Annotated in this window: 18 protein-coding genes, 1 pseudogene and 1 other annotated feature; of the genes and pseudogenes, 17 read left to right on the top strand and 2 right to left on the bottom strand. The window is 37.4% G+C overall.

What is annotated here, in order from left to right; translation table 11 throughout:
- Positions 1–39 precede the first annotated feature (39 nt).
- From ABC255_RS07970 to ABC255_RS08045, 16 genes and pseudogenes are all read left to right on the top strand, one after another.
- Positions 40–2,208 (top strand): HD family phosphohydrolase, encoded by a 2,169-nt coding sequence (locus tag ABC255_RS07970; protein WP_412992597.1) that lies wholly within the window; start codon positions 40–42, stop codon positions 2,206–2,208.
- A complete protein-coding gene (ybeY, locus tag ABC255_RS07975) occupies positions 2,205–2,678 on the top strand; it encodes an rRNA maturation RNase YbeY (protein WP_412992599.1) in 474 nt (157 codons plus the stop codon). Before ABC255_RS07970 ends, ybeY begins: the two co-directional genes overlap by 4 nt.
- Complete coding sequence (locus ABC255_RS07980) at positions 2,662–3,039, top strand: diacylglycerol kinase family protein (protein ID WP_412992601.1); 378 nt, start codon at positions 2,662–2,664, stop codon at positions 3,037–3,039. Before ybeY ends, ABC255_RS07980 begins: the two co-directional genes overlap by 17 nt.
- A 179-nt stretch (positions 3,040–3,218) precedes the next feature.
- The gene (locus ABC255_RS07985) at positions 3,219–3,620 is read left to right on the top strand and encodes a cytidine deaminase (protein ID WP_412992603.1); all 402 of its coding nucleotides are present in this window, start codon (positions 3,219–3,221) and stop codon (positions 3,618–3,620) included.
- Entirely contained in the window at positions 3,610–4,530 is a 921-nt protein-coding gene (era, locus tag ABC255_RS07990) for a GTPase Era (protein WP_133367363.1), read from the top strand. The genes ABC255_RS07985 and era overlap by 11 nt, the downstream gene beginning before the upstream one ends.
- Positions 4,531–4,689: 159 nt before the next feature.
- Positions 4,690–4,833, top strand: coding sequence for a YqzL family protein (locus tag ABC255_RS07995; RefSeq protein WP_335535146.1), 144 nt, complete (start codon positions 4,690–4,692; stop codon positions 4,831–4,833).
- A 30-nt stretch (positions 4,834–4,863) separates the two neighbouring features.
- The gene (gene recO / locus ABC255_RS08000; protein WP_412992606.1) at positions 4,864–5,616 is read left to right on the top strand and encodes a DNA repair protein RecO; all 753 of its coding nucleotides are present in this window, start codon (positions 4,864–4,866) and stop codon (positions 5,614–5,616) included.
- 52 nt (positions 5,617–5,668) lie between these two features.
- Positions 5,669–5,855: a binding site (T-box leader), on the top strand.
- Between the two features lie 56 nt (positions 5,856–5,911).
- Positions 5,912–7,294, top strand: coding sequence for a glycine--tRNA ligase (locus ABC255_RS08005; protein WP_412992608.1), 1,383 nt, complete (start codon positions 5,912–5,914; stop codon positions 7,292–7,294).
- A gap of 53 nt (positions 7,295–7,347) precedes the next feature.
- On the top strand, positions 7,348–7,983 hold the full coding sequence (gene ccpN, locus ABC255_RS08010) for a transcriptional regulator CcpN (protein WP_335535673.1): 636 nt from the start codon (positions 7,348–7,350) through the stop codon (positions 7,981–7,983).
- A gap of 69 nt (positions 7,984–8,052) precedes the next feature.
- Positions 8,053–8,862, top strand: a complete 810-nt coding sequence (locus ABC255_RS08015) for a pyruvate, water dikinase regulatory protein (RefSeq protein ID WP_335535674.1) — start codon at positions 8,053–8,055, stop codon at positions 8,860–8,862.
- Positions 8,863–9,202: 340 nt separating this feature from the next.
- Positions 9,203–9,359, top strand: a pseudogene (locus tag ABC255_RS08020) (DUF188 domain-containing protein); the annotation flags it as partial.
- Positions 9,360–9,454: 95 nt separating this feature from the next.
- Positions 9,455–11,266 carry a DNA primase gene (gene dnaG / locus ABC255_RS08025; RefSeq protein WP_412992613.1) on the top strand — a complete coding sequence of 604 codons (1,812 nt, stop codon included), beginning with the start codon at positions 9,455–9,457 and terminating at the stop codon, positions 11,264–11,266.
- A gap of 43 nt (positions 11,267–11,309) precedes the next feature.
- Positions 11,310–12,437 (top strand): RNA polymerase sigma factor RpoD, encoded by a 1,128-nt coding sequence (gene rpoD, locus ABC255_RS08030; protein WP_034675043.1) that lies wholly within the window; start codon positions 11,310–11,312, stop codon positions 12,435–12,437.
- A 456-nt stretch (positions 12,438–12,893) separates the two neighbouring features.
- Entirely contained in the window at positions 12,894–13,253 is a 360-nt protein-coding gene (gene cccA, locus ABC255_RS08035; RefSeq protein WP_412992615.1) for a cytochrome c550, read from the top strand.
- An 80-nt stretch (positions 13,254–13,333) separates the two neighbouring features.
- Positions 13,334–14,065 (top strand): tRNA (adenine(22)-N(1))-methyltransferase, encoded by a 732-nt coding sequence (locus tag ABC255_RS08040; protein ID WP_412992617.1) that lies wholly within the window; start codon positions 13,334–13,336, stop codon positions 14,063–14,065.
- Positions 14,043–15,158, top strand: coding sequence for a Nif3-like dinuclear metal center hexameric protein (locus ABC255_RS08045; RefSeq protein WP_412992618.1), 1,116 nt, complete (start codon positions 14,043–14,045; stop codon positions 15,156–15,158). The genes ABC255_RS08040 and ABC255_RS08045 overlap by 23 nt, the downstream gene beginning before the upstream one ends.
- A 23-nt stretch (positions 15,159–15,181) precedes the next feature.
- Here the strand turns inward: ABC255_RS08045 and ABC255_RS08050 are convergent, their stop codons facing one another.
- Both ABC255_RS08050 and vrrA read right to left on the bottom strand, forming a co-directional pair.
- Positions 15,182–16,120 carry a 4-hydroxy-3-methylbut-2-enyl diphosphate reductase gene (locus ABC255_RS08050; RefSeq protein ID WP_412992620.1) on the bottom strand — a complete coding sequence of 313 codons (939 nt, stop codon included), beginning with the start codon at positions 16,118–16,120 and terminating at the stop codon, positions 15,182–15,184.
- A 161-nt stretch (positions 16,121–16,281) separates the two neighbouring features.
- Entirely contained in the window at positions 16,282–16,935 is a 654-nt protein-coding gene (gene vrrA, locus ABC255_RS08055) for a VrrA/YqfQ family protein (RefSeq protein ID WP_412992622.1), read from the bottom strand.
- A gap of 253 nt (positions 16,936–17,188) precedes the next feature.
- Here vrrA and ABC255_RS08060 point away from each other — a divergent pair, with 253 nt between their 5' ends.
- Positions 17,189–18,499 (top strand): DEAD/DEAH box helicase, encoded by a 1,311-nt coding sequence (locus ABC255_RS08060; RefSeq protein WP_412992623.1) that lies wholly within the window; start codon positions 17,189–17,191, stop codon positions 18,497–18,499.
- Positions 18,500–18,516 lie beyond the last annotated feature (17 nt).

Genomic DNA, 18,516 nt, shown 5'->3' on the forward strand with positions numbered 1-18,516 from the left:
ACTTGACTAGGGTTATTTAGGTGCTTTGGGGGGAGTTCGTTGAAAAAGATACAGCAATACTTAATTCAAATAAAAAAGCTTCTAGATTATACCTTCTTCAGAGTATTGTTTTTTGTTATTTTAGGAGTAATCCTATTTACCTCTATGTACGGAAACGTAAAGCCTGAGAAACTTGATATAAGTCTTTTAACGGTAGCGGATAAAACCATTCGATCTCCAGCAACAGTAGAAGATAAAATCAGTACAGAAAAAAAACGTCAAGAGGCATTGGATCAAGTTCAGGACGTCTATACTGTGAAAAAGGAATATTCCACGAATCAGGTAGATTTAATTACATCGATTTTTGACTCTGCTTCAGAGGTAAATGATGAAATAGAGGATAAAACGAAGAAACAAAATGTGCTTGATGAAGACTTTATTGATATTGTTGAACCAACAGTTGAAGAAGAAGTGACCATGTTAAAGGGGAAATTAACTGATCGCGTAATCAAGGATCTTTCAGAGCGTGTTTTTACTGCACTGGTACAAGCTAGCAATGATGAATTATCGATTGCAAAAGATTTAACGGTGACAGCCATTAATAATGTTATGAACAAAAGAATCTCTGCGGATGACGTAGAGAATGCCAAAAAAAGTTTAGAAGAAGAATTAAAATTCACCACCTTAAATGGCGACTTAAAAAGTGCAGCAATAGAATTAGGAAGATATGCTGTCATTCAAAATGAGTTTTATGACCCGGAGGCAACCGAAGAGCTGCGAAAACAAGCAGCGGAATCAGTTGAATCTGTAAAAATCCTGCAAGGGCAAATTATTATTGAAGAGGGTAAATTAATTCGTCAGGAAGAATTCCGTCAGTTAGAACTAGTTGGTCTATTAGATAATAAACAATCATACAAACCGTTTATTGGTTTAATGATTCTTCTATCCATTATACTGACCTCAATTTACTTTTATTTCTATCAATTGAAGGAGCATCCAGAAAAGAGACAGACAAATCTTCTCTTGTTTGGGATTGTTTTTATCTTGACGTTTTTCATTTTGAAACTTATCAGTATGCTGCAAATTTTTAACTATTCGGGTATAGGTTACTTGTTCCCTGCTGCAATGGGTGGGATGCTAATCAAGATATTAATAGATGAGAAGTTAGCGATTCTCTCGTCCATCATTTTTTCGATTTTCGGAAGTATTTTATTTAATGAAGGGGTCTCTGGAACACTAAATTTTTCAGTTGGAATTTATATATTGTTTAGTGCTCTAGCAGGTGTGCTCTTTTTAAGCGGACAAAATCAGCGCTCAAAAATTCTACAAGCTGGATCACTTGCCGCTGCTGTGAATCTATTCACCATTTGGGCACTAATGTTTTTGCCTAATGGACAATTTTCCGGGTTAGAATATGGGTATTATATTTTAACAGCCATTTTTTCTGGAATTGGTTCAGCTGTTCTGACGATGGGGTTATTACCACTCTTGGAAACCAGCTTTGGTATCCTCTCAACCATGAAATTGATTGAGCTTTCTAATCCAAATCATCCACTTTTACGAAAAATATTAATGGAAGCACCAGGAACCTATCACCATAGTGTGATGGTGGCAAATCTAGCAGATGCAGCATGCGAAGCGATAGGAGCAAATGGTTTATTGGCCAGAGTAGGCTGTTATTACCATGATATCGGTAAAACAAAACGGCCAAACTTTTTCATAGAAAACCAAATGCACCATGACAATCCACATGATCGTCTGCAACCGGATAAAAGTGCAAATATCATTATTTCACATGTTACAGATGGGTCAGCTATATTAAAAAAATACAACATGCCAAAAGAAATTATTCACATTGCAGAACAACATCACGGTACGACACTTTTGAAGTTCTTTTACCATAAGGCGCTTCAAGACGGAGAAGAGGTAAATGAAGAGGATTACCGATATCCTGGACCAAAACCACAGACAAAAGAATCCGCTATTGTCGGAATTGCTGATAGTGTAGAAGCAGCGGTTAGATCTCTGAACCAGCCTACACCAGAAACAATCGAGTCGCTTGTTAAGAAAATTGTTTCCGATCGGCTCCAGGATGGGCAATTAAATGAATGTGAGTTAACCTTAAAAGAATTAGAAACCGTATCCCACTCTTTTTGTGAAACCTTAAAGGGAATTTTTCACTCTAGAATCGAATATCCAGAAATGACAAAGAAGGTGGTTGAAGTATGAACAAGTTGATGATTGATTTAGTAGATGAAACGGGTCAACTGTTAGACGAGCAAATGAAAGACATTGAAAAACTATTGAATTTTGCAGCTGAAAAGGAACATGTCGAGGACAATAGCGAGGTTTCGGTTACGTTTGTGTCCAATGAAAGAATTCACGAAATTAACCGTGAGTATAGAGACAAAGACGCCCCTACGGATGTGATTTCATTCGCGATGGAAGAACTCGGTGAGGGTGAAATTGAATTGATAGGGGAGGAGCTTCCTCGTGTCTTGGGAGATATTATCATCTCCATCCCAAAGGCTGAAGAGCAAGCCAGGGAATATGGGCATTCATTTATTCGTGAACTTGGCTTTTTATCTGTCCATGGTTTTCTTCATCTTCTTGGCTATGACCACATGGAAAAAGAAGAGGAAGAAAAAATGTTCTCTCGACAAAAGGAAATTTTAGACGCTTATGGACTCACGAGATAAGCATGTTCATTTATGGAAATCTTTTTCTTTTGCCATAGCCGGAATTAAGACAGCCCTTTGGTCTGAGAGAAATATGCGCATCCATTTTTTTGTATCTTTAATCGCAATTGGTTGTTCCATTTTCTTTTCAATTAGTAAAATGGAATGGTTATTTGTTATTGTAGCAATAGGTGGAATCTTCTCATTAGAAATGGTGAACACAGCAATTGAGCGGGTTGTTGATTTAGTTACCGAGGATTACCACCAACTTGCTAAACAAGCGAAAGACTTAGCGGCCGGAGCGGTATTTATTTATGCTATTACAGCCGTTTTAATTGGAACCATGATCTTTTTACCGTATTTTTTTAGATGGTTAATTTGAAATGGTATTGCGAATTCGGTACAATAACTTATCAGCTTTGTACGATTAAGGGAAGTTAGCTGACTTTTATGAAAATTCAAATTTTTATATTACTTTTTCGCTACAAGTGATGATTTTGTGACATTTTTAGGGTAAAATAAAGAAAGCGGCAGATTATTGCTGGAAGGGAAGAATGAACTTTGAACATCGAGAATTTAATCGAAGAATCAAAGAAAGCAAGAGAAAAAGCATATGTTCCTTATTCTAAATTTGGGGTAGGAGCAGCTTTATTAACAACAGATGGAAAAGTATATCATGGATGTAACATAGAAAATGCCGCTTATAGCATGTGCAATTGCGCTGAACGTACTGCATTGTTTAGTGCGTATTCTCAAGGTGATCGAAATTTTAAAATGCTTGCAGTTGTCGCTGATACTGACCGCCCCTGCTCACCATGTGGAGCATGCCGGCAGGTAATTTCGGAGCTGTGTTCCCAAGACATGAAGGTCGTTTTAACAAACTTAAAAGGTGATATTCAAGAAATTACTGTAGCTGAATTACTTCCAGGCGCCTTTTCTCCGGAGGATTTACATGCTGAGTAATGATAATAAAGGTTATAAATCAGGTTTTATTTCAATAATTGGACGTCCAAATGTAGGAAAGTCAACATTTCTTAACCGAGTTATTGGTCAGAAGATTGCCATTATGAGCGATAAACCGCAAACTACTCGTAATAAAATTCAGGGTGTATTGACGTTAGATGATACCCAAATGGTGTTTATTGACACACCAGGGATTCATAAGCCAAAGCATAAACTAGGCGACTTTATGATGAAAGTTGCACAAAACACATTAAAAGAAGTTGATTTAATCCTTTTTATGGTAAATGCTGAGGAAGGATTTGGCCGTGGTGAAGAATTTATCCTTGAAAAGTTCGAAACCGTCAATACACCAATCTTCCTTGTTATTAATAAAATCGATCAAATACACCCAGATGAATTACTGCCACTAATTGAATCATATAAAGAAAAGTATCCTTTTAAAGAAATTGTTCCTATTTCTGCACTTGAAGGAAATAATGTGGAACGTTTACTAGAACAAATTAAAGTTTATTTACCTGAAGGACCGCAGTATTATCCGGCAGATCAGGTAACCGATCACCCAGAAAGATTTATTATTACAGAATTAATCCGAGAGAAAGCGCTGCACTTAACACGTGAAGAAATTCCTCATTCCCTTGCTGTTGTTCTCGATAAGATGGAACGTCAACACGGAGGTAAGGATATCATTCATGTAATGGCTACTGTTATTGTGGAGAGAGATTCTCAAAAGGGCATCATTATTGGGAAACAAGGGAGTATGCTTAAGGAAATAGGTAAACGTGCCCGAGTCGATATTGAAAATCTTTTAGGCTCAAAAGTATTCTTAGAGCTTTGGGTTAAAGTTCAAAAAGATTGGCGCAATAAAATGTCCCAGCTTCGCGATTATGGCTTCAATGAAGATGAATATTGATATCTAAACCCTAACTAGAATATTTGGGATTATATAAAATTATGCATGGACAACATTAACAAATTTTTCGTCTTATGATTTTTGCTTGGGCAGGCTATGATAATTGTAAGGTTTGGGATTCTTAAAAGGCTAGTCTAAACATGAAAGGTGGGGTTTTCGATGATGGATTTTACGTGGAAAGTATTCCTACAGACAGGTAATATTGACACTTATCTTCTCTATAAAGAGATGGAGAAGGAAAACCAAGAAATACCCGGAAATCAGAATGAAGATCTAGCGCAAATGGATTTTCCCGTTTCATAAGTTTGTCTAATGTATCGGGATGGTGACTATATGCTCCAAAAATGTGAAGGCATTGTCATTAGAACTACAGATTATGGTGAAACAAATAAAATTATTACGTTATATACAAGGGAATGGGGAAAGATTGGTGTTATGGCTAGAGGAGCAAAAAAGCCCAATAGCCGGCTTTCCTCCATTACCCAGCTTTTTACCCACGGCTACTTTCTAGTCCAAAGAGGAACTGGTTTAGGCAGCCTGCAGCAGGGAGAACTGATTACCAGCCTCCGCGGTATTGGTGAAGATATATTCCTAACGGCATATGCTAGTTATATTGTTGAATTGACTGATAAATGTACCGATGATAGAAAACCAAACCCATTTCATTTTGAACTTCTTTTTCAAACGCTTAATTATTTGAATGAAGGATATGATCCTGATATTCTGATGAATATCTATGAAATGAAAATGCTGAATGTATTGGGATTACATCCAATTCTAAATCAATGTTCCGTTTGCGGCAGCACAGACGGACTTTTTTCTTTTTCCATTCGGGAGGGCGGGTTTATATGCCACCGATGTATAGGGAAGGATCCATACCATTATAAATTATCGCCATCATCTGTAAAATTATTACGTCTATTTTATTTTTTTGATCTTGCAAGATTAGGGAACATCTCCGTAAAGCAAGAAACCAAAGATGAGTTAAAACAGGTTATAACAGCGTACTACGAAGAATATTCAGGTCTCTATCTAAAAACAAAGAAATTTCTTCAATCAATGGAAAAATTTCGAAATCAAATATAGCTGCCTTATTGACATTTATTTTAGATTTCGATATTATGTGTCTTAATAATAAATAGTTGCTATGATGGAAAAGAGTACTTAGCAATCTCTATAAAAGCGAACCTAGGATGGTGTGAGCTAGGGAATAGGGACCTAAGGAAGGCGTTCTTGAGCATATCATGTGTATATAACGCACATAAAAGAGGCTGCTTTTACTAGCAGCAAATAGGGTGGAACCGCGGGTAACTCTCGTCCCTATGCTTATCTTAAGCATAGCGACGAGAGTTTTTTATTTTATTGAAGAGGAGTAATGAACATGAAAGTATCAATGGAGCAAATTGTTTCTCACGCGAAACATAGAGGTTTTATTTTTCCAGGTTCAGAAATCTACGGTGGTCTGGCAAATACATGGGATTACGGTCCACTTGGAGTAGAATTTAAAAACAATATTAAACAAGCATGGTGGAAGAAATTTGTTCAAGAATCACCATACAATGTTGGTTTGGACGCAAGCATTCTAATGAACCCAAGAACTTGGGAAGCTTCCGGACATATCGGCAACTTTAACGATCCAATGATAGATTGTAAAAACTGTAAAGCACGCCATCGTGCAGATAAGTTAATTGAAAATGCTCTTGATGAAAAGGGAATCGAAATGATTGTTGACGGACTTCCGTTTGATAAAATGGAGGATCTGGTCAAAGAACATAATATTGCCTGCCCAGACTGCGGCAGCCATGATTTTACCGGCATTCGCCAATTCAATTTAATGTTTAAAACCTTCCAGGGGGTCACAGAGTCTAGCACGAATGAAATTTTTCTTCGCCCAGAAACAGCACAAGGGATCTTCGTTAATTTTAAAAATGTTCAGCGTACGATGAGAAAGAAATTACCTTTTGGGATTGCGCAAATCGGAAAAAGCTTCCGAAATGAAATCACGCCTGGTAACTTTACTTTCCGTACTCGTGAGTTTGAACAAATGGAGCTTGAGTTTTTCTGTAAACCTGGTGAGGACTTGAAATGGTTTGATTATTGGAAGAACTTTGCAGAACAATGGCTTCATTCTTTAGGATTGGATAAGGAAAATTTAAGACTTCGTGATCATTCAGAAGATGAACTATCACATTATAGTAATGCGACTACCGATTTTGAATATAAATTCCCATTTGGCTGGGGAGAACTTTGGGGTGTAGCCTCACGGACGGATTATGATTTAAAGCAGCATATGCAATTCTCTGGTGAAGATTTTAACTATATTGATCCAGAGACAAATGAAAGATATGTTCCTTATTGCATTGAGCCATCTCTAGGTGCGGACAGGGTAACCTTAGCATTTTTAATTGATGCTTATGATGAAGAACAGCTTGAAGATGGAACCTCTAGAACTGTTATGCACTTCCACCCTGCACTTGCACCATTTAAGGCAGCAGTTCTTCCGTTGTCTAAGAAACTTTCTGAGGAAGCAAAGGAAGTGTTCCAAACATTAGCTAAGCATTTCTCCGTTGACTATGATGAAGCAGGTTCAATTGGTAAACGTTACCGAAGACATGACGAAATTGGTACACCATTTTGTATCACCTATGATTTTGACTCGAAAGAAGACAATATGGTAACAATTAGAGACCGAGACACTATGGAACAAACACGCGTACCAATCGCGGAATTAGTTACCTTTATTCAAGAAAAAATTATGTTTTAATCTGATTTTTTGAGGGTGCGGTCCTTACCGCCCCTCTACATAATGTATTAAAAATGGTGGTGAGAAAAATAGAACTGACCAAACGCCAAGAAACGATCATTCAAATTGTGAAGGACAATGGACCGATAACAGGGGAGAATATTGCTGAACAGCTAAACCTAACAAGAGCAACCTTAAGACCTGATTTATCCATCCTAACAATGGCTGGATATTTAGATGCAAGACCGCGTGTGGGGTATTTTTATACAGGAAAATCAGGAACTCAACTTTTGACTGAAAATCTTCAGAAAATACTTGTGAGAGATTATAATTCAATCCCTGTGTTAGTAAAGGAAAATGTTTCGGTATACGATGCGATTTGTACAATGTTCCTTGAGGATGTGGGAACATTATTTGTTGTAGACCAAAACTCTCTTCTGGTTGGTGTGTTATCAAGGAAGGATCTTCTTAGAGCGAGTATTGGCAAACAAGAGCTTACAGCACTACCAATCAACATCATTATGACTAGGATGCCAAATATTACGATGTGTGAAATGGAAGACAATTTAATCGATGTTGCAAAACTACTCATTGATAAACAAATTGATGCTTTACCTATAGTTAAGCCATCAGAAAATGGATATGAAGTAATTGGGAGAATTACCAAGACAAATATTACAAAAGCATTCGTGGCATTGGGGAATGGTTAATAACATCTCAATATCTGAATGTAATGTAGATAATAATAATGGATTTTCCAGAGGAGCTGTTGAGGAAGAATGATTACGCCTGTCATATATGTAGTATCTGATTCAGTGGGGGAAACAGCTGAATTAGTTACAAAAGCAGCAATCAGCCAATTTAATGGGTCAGGAATGACATTGAAAAGATTCCCCTATGTTGAGGATAAGGAACATATTGATGAAGTAGTTTCACTTGTAACGATGGACCACGCTATGATCGCTTTTACTTTGGTAAAACCAGATATGCGTGCGTATATGAAGGAAAAGGCAGACGAAGCAGGAATATATGCAATAGATTTAATAGGTCCGATTATGGATCAAATTCAAATTTTCAGCGGGAAAACTCCACTGTGCGAACCAGGGCTCGTAAGAAAACTGGATGAGGATTACTTTAAAAAAGTCGAAGCCATTGAGTTTGCTGTTAAATATGATGATGGGCGCGACCCTAGAGGAATACTAAAAGCTGATATCGTTTTAATTGGGGTGTCTAGAACGTCCAAAACTCCGTTGTCACAATATTTAGCTTTAAAGCGTTTAAAAGTTGCGAATGTACCGCTTGTTCCCGAAGTTGACCCGCCTGAGGAACTGTATAAGGTACCTGCAGAGAAATGCTTTGGACTTAAAATCAGCCCGCAAAAACTAAATAACATTAGGCGAGAACGATTAATCTCTTTAGGTCTAAATGATCAGGCCAGCTATGCAAATATTGAGAGAATTCGTGATGAATTAACCTTCTTTGAAAAGATTGTAAATAGAATTAATTGTCCAGTTATTGATGTAACCAATAAGGCTGTTGAAGAAACAGCAAATGTAATTCTAAATTACTTTCATAAAAGAAGAGCTTAACACATAATCTTAGATTATGTGTTTTTCATTAACAATAAAAAAACTATGGAAAAGTATAAAAGAATGTACTATAATAAAAAATTGTGATAAAAATGAATCTTTTAGGTTTAGACTTGCATGTATACGAATAAACTATTTATTGTTAGATGTCAAGGGAACCTACAGAAAAAAATTCGACATAAGTCTTTTTGGGTCTGCTCCAAAAAGTTAGCATCTTAAAGAAGGAATATGCGGAATGATGTAGAATTATTACTTATACAAAAGGCATTCCAACTATTCTTCAGATGCAGATTCATGCCCGGTTAAAGAGGAAATTGTCGAAATTGCTTCTACATTTTCCGTGTAAGTTCTTTTTATCGCTTCTTATGAACAATAAGACTACATATGGTAATACAACATGGAAATATGTTGATTCCAGAAAAGAAGCAGCGGACTTATTCATCATGAATCATACTGCAAAGGGGGATATTACTGTTACACAGGATATTGGACTGGCTATTTTCGATGATCGAACAAAATTTGATAAAAATTTTGTCGAATAATGCAGGGATTTAGATAGCTCTTGCAGAATATGTACAATGGAGATGTTTTCATGGCAGAGCGGATTGCCGAAGAAAAAATCAATCAAATTCGCCAGGCTGTTGATATAGTTGAAATTATTAGCGAATATATTCAACTGAAAAAACAAGGGCGAAATTACTTCGGATTATGTCCTTTCCATGGAGAAAACTCCCCATCATTTTCCGTTTCATCCGATAAACAAATTTACCATTGCTTTGGCTGTGGAGCGGGAGGAAATGTTTTCTCTTTTTTAATGGAGCTGGAAGGAATCTCATTTCTAGAAGCAGCCATTAAATTAGCTGAAAAGGCTAATATTGACTTACAAGTAAACTTCCCAGTAAATGGGAAGGGGAAGAGTGTTTCTCCGGAACTTCAGACAATGCTTGACGCACATGAGCTGTTAACTAAATTTTACCATCACTTATTGGTAAATACAAAAGATGGTCAACATGCTTTAGAGTATTTGCTGAAGAGAGGATTTACCCGAGAATCGATTGATAAATTTCAAATTGGTTATTCTTTAAATTCATGGGATTTTGTATACAAATTCCTTACCAAAAGGGAATTTTCGCCTGAATTAATGGAAAAAGCCGGGTTGATTATCAAACGAGAAAGAGATGGAACCTATTTTGATCGATTCAGAGATCGAATTATGTTTCCGATTATTGACCGAAATGGAAACAGTATTGCTTTTTCAGGGAGATCTTTAGGGGCGGAGGAGCCCAAATATTTAAATAGTCCTGAGACAGCAATCTTTAATAAAAGCAAAATTTTATATAATTTTCATTTGGCCAAACCAAGTATACGTAAGTTACAGCAGGCAGTTCTTTTTGAAGGATTTGCAGATGTCATTGCTGCTGACAAGTCTGGTGTGGAAAATGGTATCGCTACAATGGGTACCTCCTTGACAGAAGAGCACATCACACTGATACGGCAAAATACCCAGTCCATTACGATTTGTTTTGATTCGGACAAAGCCGGAATTGAAGCCGCATATAGAGCGGGAAATATGCTTATCGGTGCGGGTTGCACCATCAAAGTGGCCATGATGTCAGATGGACTTGATCCAGATGAATATATAAAAAAAAATGGTCCGGAAAAGTTTCGTAACGAGGTAATAGGTGCAAGTCTTACATGGATGGCATTTAAATTTCTTTACTTTCGAAGAGGAAAAAATCTTCAAATTGAAGGAGAACGGCTTGCTTATATCGAAACAATACTTAAAGAAATAAGTAAATTGACAAAAGCTGTTGAAAAAGATCATTATTTGCGTCAGCTGGCAACTGAATTTTCGATTTCGTTAGACGCGTTACAACAACAGCTAAAGCAGATTTTCTTTACAGAAAAAAGGAATTCAAGCAGTCAAAATCAGCTGTCCGTCAATAAGCCGCGTGTAATGGTTAAACTGGAGAACAGATTAAAGCCTGCACACTATACTGCTGAAAGGCGATTAATTGCCCATATGCTAAAAGATCGGGATATAGCCTATAAGATTCAGGATGTATTGCAGGGGAACATGTTTAATACTGATGAACATCAGGCAATAATAACTTATCTAATTGGTTTTTACGAAGATCACATGAATCCTGATTCTGGTGCATTTTTAACCTATATTCAAGATGAAAATCTTAGAAGAATAGTCGCTGACATCGAAATGATGTCAATTAATGACGAATTAAGCAATCAAGAATTAACTGATTATATCAAACAGGTGTTGAATTATCAAAAATTGTTAAAGATAAAAGAAAAAGAAGTGGAACTAAAAGAAGCAGAGCGACAAAGTGATTATAGTAAAGCAGCTGCAATTGCAACTGAAATCAGTCAATTGCGTAAATCGCTATAGAATCTATTTTTAGTGTCTTTGATTCTCAGAAGGAGGGGGACATATGGCTGAAAAATCAGCGCGTTCAAAAGAGGCCGAGAATGAATTGACCTTCGAACAAGTAAAAGATCAGTTAACGGTACTGGGTAAAAAAACCGGAGTCCTTGCCTACGATGATATTGCTGAAAGAATGGCAAATTTTGATTTAGAATCCGATCAAATGGATGAATTTTATGAATTCCTAGGTGATCAAGGAATCGAATTAGTAGGAGAAAGTGACGAAGAAGATCCAAACCCTAAGCAATTAGCAAAAGGGGATGACGATGAGTTTGATTTAAATGATCTTAGCGTTCCTCCAGGTGTGAAGATAAACGATCCTGTTCGTATGTACCTTAAAGAGATTGGCCGAGTAGACCTGCTTTCCGCTGAAGAAGAAATAAAATTGGCTAACCGTATAGAGGAAGGCGACGAAGAAGCAAAACGACGCCTGGCTGAAGCTAACCTCCGTCTTGTAGTTAGTATTGCAAAACGTTACGTTGGACGCGGTATGCTCTTTCTTGACTTGATTCAAGAAGGGAATATGGGACTAATCAAAGCAGTTGAAAAATTCGACTATCGCAAAGGATTTAAGTTCAGTACTTATGCTACTTGGTGGATACGTCAAGCCATCACCAGAGCGATTGCTGACCAAGCCAGAACGATCCGTATTCCTGTGCATATGGTTGAAACCATTAATAAACTTATCCGTGTGCAGAGACAATTACTACAGGACCTTGGCCGCGAACCAACTCCAGAAGAGATTGGCGAAGATATGGACCTAACTCCGGATAAAGTTAGGGAAATCTTGAAAATTGCGCAAGAGCCTGTCTCTCTTGAAACACCTATCGGTGAAGAAGATGATTCACACCTTGGTGATTTCATAGAAGACCAAGACGCTACATCACCATCAGAGCATGCTGCATATGAGTTATTAAAAGAGCAGCTTGAAGATGTTCTTGATACCCTTACAGACAGGGAAGAAAACGTCCTTCGCTTACGCTTTGGGCTTGATGATGGTCGTACACGTACTCTTGAAGAGGTTGGAAAAGTTTTTGGTGTAACCCGTGAACGTATTCGACAAATTGAAGCAAAGGCATTGCGTAAATTAAGACACCCTAGTCGAAGCAAACGCCTTAAGGACTTCTTAGAATAAAACTTAAAAAATATAAATGATAGTTTACTTCTTGTAGAAGAGGTAAGCTATTTTTTTAGGTTGGATTTGGAAATGTAAGCACTTTCTATAAGCGCATTTGTATTTATTTTACTGAATTGTTTTACACTTTGCAAATAGATAAAAGTAATCTTTTTTATTAATATCACAAATCACTTTTCTAATAAAGATTAAACATTAACACTTCGCCTAAACAGTATAGACTGCTAACAAGAAAATCATATTCAAAAATAACTTAATTGGTTGTGAATAGGTATAAAGGGGAAGGATAAAAAGGCTGACTTCTTAAAAATATCAGCCATTAATTGCATTTTTTATTAATATTATCGTGACAAAATAAGTTTAGGGCTTTTCCTTCTGAAGTTTTTAAAGTAAAATAGTAGTTGTTTGTAGAAGACTATTTATTTAAAGTTTTACGTACATAAGGGAGGTTATATGATGAATCGAAATCCGGTTATTCCTTACATCCTGATTTTTGTTTTTGGAATCGGACTAATGTTCTTATTGTCTTTCAAAGGCCTCGGGGATATGGATGAGCTTGCCAACGAAAAAGAGGGCGGTACTGAAACAGAACAGGTAGCAAAAGCACCTGAAGAGATTTACACAGGTTCTTGTGTTGGCTGTCATGGTGATGCATACCAAGGGGGAATGGGTCCTGCTCTAAAAGGTGTTGGTGACAGGTTATCCAAGGATGAAATTAAAGAGACGATTACGAATGGAAAAGGAAATATGCCAGCTGGTTTGGTTAAACCAGAGGAAGCCGATGCAATGGCTGATTGGTTAGCAAATATTAAATAATTTCTTTAATGAAAAGGTCCTTTGCTTCTGTAAAGGACTTTTTTTATACTTGAAGTAAAATATAAAAAGTGGTGAATGATTTGAATACAGATAAATTATCAGTTCGGTTAGAAACGGTAGCAAAATATGTTCCCTTGGATTCAAGGATAGCGGATATTGGTTCTGATCATGCTTACCTGCCTAGTTACCTTGCTAAGAATGGACGTATATCTTACGGGATTGCAGGAGAAGTTGCAAAGGGGCCATTTCAGTCTGCTGAAAAAAATGTAATCGCCCAAGGGCTCACTGAAGTGATTTCGGTAAGAATGGGTGATGGTTTGGAGGTAATTCAGCCTGGGGACGCAGATTGTATTACCATTGCGGGAATGGGCGGAAGTTTAATTGCATCGATTCTGGAAAATGGAAAGGAAAAACTGGCTTCTGTAAAACGTCTGGTGTTGCAGCCAAACATTAATGCAATCGCTATTCGGCAATGGCTAGTTGATAATGATTGGGAATTGATTGCAGAGGAAATCCTTGAAGAGGATAACAAAATTTACGAAATATTAGTAGCTGAAAAAGGTGACCCTTTAAAGCCCTATCGTAACGTACGAATCGAAACAGGTCTTTTAGTCGGACCTTTCCTTCTTCAAAGAAAAGAAAAGACCTTTAAAAAGAAATGGGTCTTAGAAAAGAAAAATTGGAAAAGAATTTACGAACAGCTTGAAATTGCCGCACCCACTGTTGAAACAGAAGAGAAAAAACAAGAGGTTGTCAAAAAAATTAGTCTTGTAGAGGAGGTATTGGATAATGAAGAAAGCGAATGGTCATGAAATCATTCAACTTTTTGAACAGTTTTCTCCCAAGGCTCTCGCGATGGAAGGTGATAAGATAGGCTTACAAATTGGGCGCCTGAATAAGAAAATAGATAAAATTATGATTGCTCTTGATGTTCTTGAGGAAGTGATAGATGAAGCCATTGAAAGAAATGTACAGCTAATTATTGCCCATCATCCGCCAATCTTTCGTCCTCTTAAGAATGTCCTAACAGACACAGTACAGGGGAGAATGATTGAGAAATTGTTAAAGCATGATATAGCTGTCTATGCAGCCCATACTAACCTTGATGTGGCTACAGGCGGTGTGAATGATCTTCTAGCAGATGTACTTGGTTTGGAAAACCCTGAAGTGCTGGTACCTACAAATGAAACGAAGCTTAAGAAATTAGTTGTTTTTACACCTGTGAGTCATGCTGAGGAGATTAGGAAGGTCCTAGGAGCTATTGGTGCGGGTTTTATTGGTAATTATAGCCACTGCTCGTTTTCGACTGATGGAACAGGAAGATTTTTACCGGGGGATAACACCAATCCACATATCGGGCAGCAAGGTCGTTTAGAAGCAGTCGATGAAGTAAGAATTGAAACGATTGTACCTGAGCATTTGATAAAAAGGGCGATTACCGCTATGATAAAGGCCCATCCATATGAAGAGGTTGCATATGATGTTTATCCTGTTGAAAATAAAGGTGAAGTTCTTGGACTTGGCCGAATCGGGACGGTTAAGGAAATGACACTCGCTGAATTTGCTGAGAGGGTAAAGCAAGCTTTCGAAGTTGATAAGGTTAGAGTGGTTGGTGATTTATCATCACGTGTCAAAAAAGTTGCTGTATTGGGCGGAGATGGAAATAAGTATTTCATGAGTGCGAAGTTTAAAGGCGCAGATGTCTACATTACAGGTGATATTTATTATCATACAGCTCACGACGCGATGATGCAGGGATTAAACATGATAGATCCCGGACATAATGTCGAAAAGATCATGAAAAAAGGACTTACCACTATACTTTCAAAAATGTGCAAGGAATCTGGATATGAAGTAGAAATCTTCCCTTCCGAAGTGAACACAGATCCATTTCAGTATATATAAAAAAACCGGTCAAAAGCGACCGGTTATTTTTTTACTTTAGGTAATATTTTATTTAGCGGCACATTTTTGCGACGTTCCCAGGTTGCTTCGTTAGTTGGATCAAATTGCTCTAAGAATGTTATAACTTCCTTGGTGATTGGTGTAGGTGTAGAAGCGCCTGAGGTTACGGCTACATTCTTCGCATCCTTTATCCAATCAATTTCTAACTCGGAGATATCAGCAATACGATATGCCTTTGTACCAGCAATTTCTTCAGATACCTGTGCCAGTCTATTAGAGTTATTACTCATTGGATCGCCGACTACGATGGTCACATCCGCTTCAGGAGCTTGACCAGCCACAGCTTCTTGACGAACTTGCGTGGCCATGCAAATTTCATTGTGAGCTTCAGCATGAGGGTATTTTTCCTGTACCTTTTTCATTGTATCGGCAACATCCCATTGGCTCATGGTTGTTTGATTTGTAACAATCAGTTTTTCACTAGTAATATTTAAGGCCTCCACATCACTTGGTGTTTCAACAAGATGGACGGCACCTTTTGCCACACCTACAGCACCTTCAGGCTCCGGGTGCCCTTTTTTACCGATGTAAATAACCTGATAACCCTGTTTTGTTTTTTCTTCAATTAAAACATGTGTCTTCGTTACATCCGGGCAGGTAGCGTCAATCGTTACAAGGCCTTTCTTTTTCGCAAGTTCCCTAACTTCAGGAGATATACCATGTGCAGTAAATATTACAGTACCTTTATCAACTTTTTCTAGAATATCCTTGCGATTTTTACCATCAAGAGTAATAATACCTTCTTCAGCAAAAGCATCGGTTACGTGTTTATTATGAACAATCATCCCTAAAATGTAGATGGGGCGTGGTAATGATTTATCTAATGCAGCATTTCTTGCAACTACCATGGCGTCAACAACACCATAACAGTATCCGCGTGGTGAAATCTTAATGATTTGCATATAAAAAGTCCTCCTAAGGAACATTGACTTTGAATCTATGTAATTATTATATAAAACTAATAGAAATAATACAAAGATACATTTTTCCTTAGAAATTTTTGTGAAAACTTCCTGTAAAATTAGGGGAAAATAAAAAGATGCTGTTTTTCAGCACCCCTAAATTAAATGTATAGTTTTGGAATCGAAGGACCGTTGTTTTGTTTTCTTGCTGCTACTGGCTCATTTTCCAAATTCTTTTTCCTTTTTGGTTTCTTCTTCGGTTCTTCTTCTACTTGGATAGTTTGCTCATCCATTATTGGGTTATCTTCATCACTGGATTTTTCCTCTGTTGGCAGATCTTTAAATCCCTTATATAGTTTCCACATCATTGGCAGATTCTTTACGATTGGACCGTATTGCTGAATCATTGGACCAATAGATTGTGCTGTCTTTAAAACCTGTTGTGTATTATTTATGAATCCTGTGAGACTGTCAGGATTGCTCAGGGTTTGAAGTATGGAGCCGACTCCTCTAGAACCATTTTGAACAGCCCCGTTTGCAGTCTGCATACCTCTAGGACCACTAAATTGATTGCCCTGCTTTTTTCCTCCAAGTATTTTCGAAAGTAATCCGCCGCCATTTCTTCTTCCTTGTCCTCTTCCCATCGTTTGTCCCATCATGGGTCTGCCGCCGTTAAAGTTCGGCTGGAATCCCATCATTCGTACATTGCCGCCAAAGGGATTCATCATTTGTTGTTGACCTCCATAATGTCCAGGACCCATCATATATGGACCCATATGCCCTTGCATGGGAAATCTCGCTCTAGGCTGCTGCATACGTTTGTCCTCCTCTAAAATTAAGCCTTATGATTTAAAGTATGCAATTAAGTTAATTTGGTTTAGGAATAAACACAAGGATAAATAGTAAATTTTCATGATTAAAAGTTGTACAAAGGTAAAAGATGATAATAACTGGTTATTTATATGAATCTTTACTATAATGATATGATGGACATAGAAGTGGAAGCTCTTGCTAAGGTAAGAAACTTACTCCATAAACGGTAGAAATTAATATATAAGGAGCAATAACATGAAGCAAAATCGTTTTGAACGTTTTAATTTACAGCCTTTTATTATAGAAGCACTTAAGGAACAAGGTTTTTATGAACCAACAGAAATTCAAGAACGGATGATTCCATTAGTTTTAAAAAATGAAAGTGCGATTGGTCAATCACAAACTGGAACAGGGAAAACACTTGCATTTGTCTTGCCGATTCTAGAACGAATCAATCCAGACCGTCAAGAGGTACAAGCTGTCATAACAGCTCCCACAAGAGAGCTTGCTTCGCAAATCTATCATCAAATTTTAAAGGTGACAGAGCATTGCAGTCCTGATAAGGCGATTATGACCAGATGTTATATTGGTGGAACAGACAAGCAAAGAACAATAGATAAATTAAAGATTCAGCCACATATTGTAGTAGGAACTCCAGGTAGAATAAAAGACCTGATGGTGGAACAAGCACTCTTTGTTCATACTTCAGAAGTACTGGTCGTGGATGAAGCGGATATGATGCTTGATATGGGCTTTATTGAGGATTTGGATCAGGTAGCAGCGAAAATGCCTGAAAAATTGCAGATGCTTGTATTTTCAGCAACGATTCCAGAAAAACTTAAACCGTTTCTGAAAAAGTACATGGAAAATCCAAAAACCATTCACATTGATGCGAAAAGAAAAACGGCGGAAAATTTAACTCATTATTTGTTACCTTCAAGACACCGAAATAAAAAGCAACTAGTTCATGATGCACTTATTCAGTACAACCCATATTTAGCAATCGTTTTTACTAATACAAAAAAAATGGCTGAAGAAGTGGCAAACTTTTTGATTAATAAAGGCCTTAAGGTTGCCCGCGTTCACGGAGATTTAAACCCGCGTGAACGAAAAAAAATGATGAAGCAAATACAGGATTTAGAGTACCAATATATTGTTGCCACTGACCTGGCTTCAAGGGGAATCGATATTGAAGGAATCAGTCACATTATTAACTATGAGTTACCTACAGATTTAGACTTTTACGTTCACCGAGTAGGAAGGACTGCGAGAGCTGGTAATACGGGAGTAGCCCTGACAATATATGACATATCTGACGAGGATGCATTGAACCGCCTTGAAAAAATGGGGATACAATTTAAGTACGTCGATCTTAAAAAAGAGGAATTTGTTGAATTAGAGGATCGAAATAAAAGAAAAACCCGTGTAAGGAAAGAGGATGAAGCAGGAAAGACTGCTAAATCAATGGTCAAAAAACCTCAAAAAGTTAAACCAGGCTACAAAAAGAAAATGCAGTGGGAAATGGACAAAATTAAAAAACGTGAAAGAAGATTAAAGAAGAAGTAACACGCCGAAGGGAGAGA

This window comes from Neobacillus canaveralius (assembly GCF_047237705.1).
Classification (GTDB): Bacteria; Bacillota; Bacilli; order Bacillales; family Cytobacillaceae; genus Neobacillus; species Neobacillus niacini_K.